This window comes from Veillonella caviae (assembly GCF_003992125.1).
Lineage (GTDB): Bacteria > Bacillota > Negativicutes > Veillonellales > Veillonellaceae > Veillonella > Veillonella caviae.
The window spans coordinates 1-3,843 of record NZ_RQUY01000040.1 but is presented as its reverse complement, the minus strand read 5'-3'; the positions used below and the strand labels follow the sequence as shown (position 1 = coordinate 3,843).

The window sequence follows — 3,843 nt, the reverse complement described above, 5'->3', positions numbered from 1 at the left end:
AGATTAAACCCTTATAACACTAGATATTTACTAGTATTACAAGGGTTTTTACACACACTTTTTGTCCTATAAGCCGAAATCTAAGGCTTTACATTCCAATTATACCTATTAAGATTTTATTTATATAAGATCGGTTTCTTCCCTTTCTCATAATAGTATATATGAGATGAACTAATACGGTTCTCCTCCATAATTTGCTGTACCGATGTTAGCAACTCCGGTTTAATCCGTATCGCCATACCGCATGCATCAGATATTTCCGTCGGTACAGGAATGAGTTTAAAGTCTAGCCCCTCTTTTGTAAGAATTTTATCGGTTTTATCAGCAAAGTAATAGGATGTAAATAAAATAACAATGTCCATTATAATTTCACTAAATTTTCGCCTACAATAGAATCCGTAATAGCGTACAGATTTGTAATAGATCCTACGCCCACTTGGTCCTTCACATTGTAGTAATCGAGGCAAATACCACAAGCAGCAATTTCTACACCAAATTCTGCCAATTGTTTCAAACTATCGAGATGAACAGAATCATTAGTCACCATTTTTACAGCACTATTAATAAAATAGATTTTAGATGGTTTTACATCGGCCTCTACCATACAAGTCCAGAATGTTTTCATCAAATTACGGCCCAGTTCTTCGCTACCTTCCCCAAGATAATCCTTAGTCATGAGCATCACACGATTGCCAATATTGGCGCCAGGAATTTGTAGGTTTTCTGCATCAAAACCATCAACACTCACTTGATTTGGCACCATAGTAAGGTAAAAATCTTTACCGTCTTGCTCAATAGTAACTCCATACCCTCTAGATTTACCGAATTTTTCTACATTGTCACGACTCACTTCATTATCCACAATAGTAGTTACTACTTCACTTGGATTTGTATCAGTAACCTTTTTCGTTTCAATCACAGGTTTAGGGCATAAACTGCCACGTACATCAATAATAATTCCTTTTGTATCTCTCATAATTAGTCCTCCGACTCATTGTAAAAGAATCCTCAATAACATTCCAATATATGTTTTTATTGTAATTGAATACTACATCACCTATATACAGTAACAATGCTATATTAAATCTATTTTGTTACCCGCACAGATAAACCACTAAAACTTTCACAGATGCCTACAATCGCAGCCCGTTCAACGCCAGCACGATGTAAATCCGATAGCAATCGGTCACTTTCACCAATGGGAATAGCCAATAACAACCCCCCCGAAGTTTGTGGATCGAATACAATATCAGACCACACTGGATCCAATGCATCGGACATAGCTACATCAGTAATGGCCTTCCGATTGCCATAGGTAGCAGCTGGTACGAGGCCCATCTGAGCACCTTCCACAACATCATCAAAAAGCGGTAGTGATTCAGCATAAATATGTATAGTTAGATTTGATGCGATAGCCATTTCTACACTATGTCCGACGAGGCTGAAACCAGTAATATCTGTACAAGCATGAATAGTGTAATTACGAGCCACATCAGCAGCATATTTATTAAGCCTGCTCATGCTCGTCACAGCTTGGGCCACACCATTAGAGAACAGATGTCCCTTTAAAGCATTACTCATAATACCTGTGCCAATAGGCTTCGTTAAAATGAGCACATCGCCCTCTTGGGCGCCTTTATTTTTCCACACTCGGTCGGGGTGAACTGAACCGGTCACTGACATTCCGTAAATAGGTTCCTTATTCTCGATGCTATGGCCACCTACAATAGCAGCGCCCGCTTCTCGAACAATGGATGCAGCCCCATTTAACACATCAGTGAGAACACCTTGCTCCACTAAGGGTACTGGAAATCCTACAATATTCATCGCTGTCAATGGAGTCCCCCCCATAGCATATACATCGCTAAGGGCATTACAGGCTGCAATTTTACCAAATAAGTTTGGATCATCAACGATGGGTGTAAAGAAATCTAATGTTTGTACCAATGCAGTGGTATCATTAATTTTATAAATCCCTGCATCATCGGCGCCAGTCATGTCTGCTAACACATTATCATTCGTAACAGGCATAACGCTATCTAATACGCGTTGCAGTATATGAGGTCCAATTTTACAGGCACATCCACCACTGGTAACGAAATCTGTTAAACGTACCATGTTCCCTCCTATTAGATGTATCATCGTACTCGTTCCAATTATCGTACTTACTTATTTAATTCAAATGAGGTGAATAGTTTCAGACTTTACCGCATAGACTCGGATGATAATGCGTTTTATACCTCATTTTCTGGTAAGCGGGACACAAGAGACTTCACTGCTTTTTCAAATTTAGGGCGCGGCATCAATAGTTGGTGCCCACAGCCTTTACAAGTAATGAGGAAATCAGTACCAATACGCTTTACTTCCCATTCGTGACTACCGCAAGGATGTTGTTTTTTCATGCGTACCACGTCGCCTATATAATATCTAATAAATGCCATAGTACCTCCTTTACCTGTGCTATATCTGTAAATATACATATATTATACAGCAATACATATACTTATGAAAGCAATAACACTATAGATATTTAGACTCATCCCTCCCCTATACTCATAGGTAAAATAATAACCTCAAAGTAATCTATATAGAATTGAATGCAGATATAAATCTCATTTATTTGTTTTTTCTAATCAATAATGATTTTTCATTTGGTTATTATTCTCAATATCCATTATGCACACAAAGTATCTATGTCGCACTTATAACCTTTTAAAACTCCGCACATTTACTGTATTGATAATATTTTTCATTTAGAAATTTTTCGAAATAAATTTCTATTTTTTACTTGCTTTTCTCAATTACATACGTTACAATATAGTCAACAATGATTATTCGTTAAGTATACGAATCCAAATTATTGTATTGTATATGAGTGGCAAGTGCCTCTTTAAAACAAAGTAAGTACTCATCTAACAAGTAGGCAAGTGCCTTATTTAACGCGTAGACAAGTGTCTTATTTACGAATTTAAGAATAAGTATTCAATTTAAATGCTCCCCAAGTGGTATGTGAACTATGGAATAAGTATTCTACATCATAAGCAAGTGCTTATCCCCTATGCAGTCCAAACCAAGTGGTTTTGACATATATGTTAAGTAACAATCTAAAAGAAATACGTAAGTACAAGGAGAAACAAAATGGCTGAATTAAAAGGTACTAACACTGAAAAAAATCTTCAAGCTGCATTCGCAGGTGAATCCCAAGCATTCCAAAAATATACATTCTACGCTTCTGCAGCTCGCAAAGCTGGTATGAACCAAATCGCTGACTACTTCGAAGAAACTGCACACAATGAATCTGCACATGCTAAATTGTGGTTCAAAGCTCTTCACGGTGGTGACATCTCCGCTGATATCGAAGCTAACCTTCGCGATGCAGCAGCAGGTGAAAACTATGAACACACTACAATGTACAAAGAATTCGCTGACGAAGCTGAAAAAGAAGGCTTTGCTAAAATCGCTTACCAAATGCGCGAAGTTGGCAAAATCGAAGCTCGTCATGAAGAACGTTACCTTGCATTAGCTGCTCAAGTAGCTGGTCACAAAGTATTCCACAACGACCAACCAGTTGCATGGATTTGCGCTAACTGTGGTTACATCCACATTGGCGAAGAAGCTCCTAAACTTTGCCCAGTATGTGCGCATCCACAAGCGTTCTTCCACCGTCACGTAGAAGCTATCTAATCGCTAAACAAAATAATACACAAAGGACCGCTGTCATAGCGGTCCTTTTAATTTAGGGTTATAGGACAAAAAGTGTTGGTTTTAGGCTTATAGGACAAAAAGTGTGTGTAAAAACCCTTGTAATACTAGTAAATATCTAGTGTTATAAGGGTTTAATCT

The 3,843-nt window shown here is 37.9% G+C and carries 5 protein-coding genes; 1 reads left to right on the top strand and 4 read right to left on the bottom strand.

The window, feature by feature from the left end; translation table 11 throughout:
• Positions 1–116: 116 nt before the first annotated feature.
• The 4 genes from EO120_RS09025 to EO120_RS09010 all read right to left on the bottom strand — a co-directional run bounded on the left by EO120_RS09025 (position 117) and on the right by EO120_RS09010 (position 2,441).
• Complete coding sequence (locus EO120_RS09025; protein WP_127135140.1) at positions 117–362, bottom strand: putative Se/S carrier protein; 246 nt, start codon at positions 360–362, stop codon at positions 117–119.
• Positions 362–976, bottom strand: a complete 615-nt coding sequence (gene yedF, locus EO120_RS09020) for a sulfurtransferase-like selenium metabolism protein YedF (protein ID WP_127135139.1) — start codon at positions 974–976, stop codon at positions 362–364. Before yedF ends, EO120_RS09025 begins: the two co-directional genes overlap by 1 nt.
• A 110-nt stretch (positions 977–1,086) precedes the next feature.
• Entirely contained in the window at positions 1,087–2,118 is a 1,032-nt protein-coding gene (selD, locus tag EO120_RS09015) for a selenide, water dikinase SelD (RefSeq protein ID WP_127135138.1), read from the bottom strand.
• A 116-nt stretch (positions 2,119–2,234) separates the two neighbouring features.
• The gene (locus EO120_RS09010; protein WP_127135137.1) at positions 2,235–2,441 is read right to left on the bottom strand and encodes a DUF951 domain-containing protein; all 207 of its coding nucleotides are present in this window, start codon (positions 2,439–2,441) and stop codon (positions 2,235–2,237) included.
• 697 nt (positions 2,442–3,138) lie between these two features.
• Between EO120_RS09010 and rbr the strand changes: the two genes are divergently transcribed.
• On the top strand, positions 3,139–3,684 hold the full coding sequence (rbr, locus tag EO120_RS09005; protein WP_127135136.1) for a rubrerythrin: 546 nt from the start codon (positions 3,139–3,141) through the stop codon (positions 3,682–3,684).
• Positions 3,685–3,843 lie beyond the last annotated feature (159 nt).